Raw genomic sequence first — 1081 nt, 5'->3', positions numbered from 1 at the left:
CTCAATGGCATGATTCACCTCATTGAAGAAGCGCGCTACCGTCCGCTCGTTACACCACATGCGATTCAAATAAAGACGATCGCCACAGAGGATCATCGGCGTGGGTTCATCTCCCCTGCTGACCGCTTGAGAAGCCAGCAAGCATTCTTCCCAATTTTGTAGCTCACCGATTTCACTGACACAGGTCGCCAACAGCGGATGCGACGCCTCGTTATTTTCCAGTCGTGAAAGCGGCAAACAGACGTGTCCCTCTCCGGCATCATGACTTAACAGTGCCGCCGCGAGGGTGACGGCAGGATGTTCATCTCCCGCCACGGTCAGGGCAAATTGCACATCCAGCGGGCGTAGCTGTTTGTGCTCCACAGCTTCCAGTAATTGCTTTTGCAATTTCATTACGCCTCCTCCAGGGTCATACCGGCAAACATCTCATCCATCAGGGCAATCAACCCGGCGTTGGGTCGGGTTGTGTAAATCCCCTGTTGCGGATGTTCTTTATCAACGCCACGCAGGAACAGATAGATAACGCCGCCAAAGTGACGATCATAGTCGTAATCAGCAATGCGATGGCGCAGATAACGATGCAGCGCCAGGGTATAAAGCTGATATTGCAGATCATAGCGGTGTGCCTGCATCGCTGCTGCCATAGCCTGTTGGGTGTAAGCCGAACTGTCTTCACCCAGCCAGTTGGATTTATAGTCGAGCAGGTAATAACGCCCTTCGTGGCGGAATACCAGGTCGATAAAGCCTTTTAACATGCCACGTACCTGCATGAACTCCAGCGGCGGGCAGCCTGCGGATAGCGGGTCAAACTGGCGGATTAACGTATCAAGCTGACTGGCGATAAGCGGTTCACTAATCGGCAGATAAAACTCCATCTCCACCTGTTTATTGCGGGCGGAAAGTTGACTCAGGCTTACGCCGGTTTCATTGAGAGGTGCCTGGAGGACAGCCGTGATCCACTCGGTCAATACCGGTTCCCACTGCGATTCAAAGCCGCCGAGTTCCAGTTTTTCCCGCACCCAGTTCGGGTCAACCGGCTGGGTAAAATCCAGGTCTTCAAACAAACTGTGCAAGAACGTCC

Annotated in this window: 1 protein-coding gene and 1 pseudogene; both read right to left on the bottom strand. The window is 53.2% G+C overall.

Features of this window, described 5'->3' with window-relative positions:
• A pseudogene (locus R7Z41_RS24330) lies at nucleotides 1-393 on the bottom strand (hypothetical protein); the annotation flags it as partial.
• Nucleotides 393-1081, bottom strand: a 689-nt coding sequence (locus R7Z41_RS24325) for a PD-(D/E)XK nuclease family protein (protein ID WP_318141683.1), incomplete at its 5' end; no start/stop codon positions are given. The gene R7Z41_RS24325 and the pseudogene R7Z41_RS24330, both read right to left, overlap by 1 nt.

Source organism: Vibrio sp. 1457 (assembly GCF_033340195.1).
Taxonomy (GTDB): Bacteria; Pseudomonadota; Gammaproteobacteria; order Enterobacterales; family Vibrionaceae; genus Vibrio; species Vibrio alginolyticus.
Note: the sequence above shows the minus strand (reverse complement) of the source record. Positions and strands in the feature narration are given on the sequence as shown.